This window comes from Bradyrhizobium sp. JHI2711 (assembly GCF_056156565.1).
The window spans coordinates 1-344 of sequence record NZ_JBPZPT010000031.1 but is presented as its reverse complement, the minus strand read 5'-3'; the positions used below and the strand labels follow the sequence as shown (position 1 = coordinate 344).

The following is a 344-nucleotide window of genomic DNA, read 5'->3' as shown; positions in this document are numbered from 1 at the left end:
AGAGCATGACCTTTGCAGCCCTCAGTACGCGAGCAAAATCGCGTGCGCCCCAGCCAAAACCCAGGATAGCTTGAGACCCCATACAGAAACCGCTGATAAGCAGTGCGCCAATCGTTAAGAGTCGCACGGCTATTCCCACGGCCGCGATGGACTCTTCGCCGAAGGGCGCAGCTGCTCCGTACAAGAGCACGACAGTAATAGCAGATAAGATGCTGGGCATGGTCGCTGGCGCCCCCACGAACGCTATCTGTCTGATGCGATCTGCTCGCAACGAGATGTGAGACATCCTGACGACGACCATTCCGCGTCGCTTGGTAAAATACGCGATATAGAGGCTAATAGCC

The 344-nt window shown here is 56.1% G+C and carries 1 protein-coding gene; it reads right to left on the bottom strand.

The window, feature by feature from the left end; genetic code table 11:
* Positions 1-220: MATE family efflux transporter (locus ACTEK7_RS36650; RefSeq protein WP_474810818.1), on the bottom strand; the 220-nt coding region annotated here is incomplete at its 3' end.
* Between the last annotated feature and the right edge of the window lie 124 nt (positions 221-344).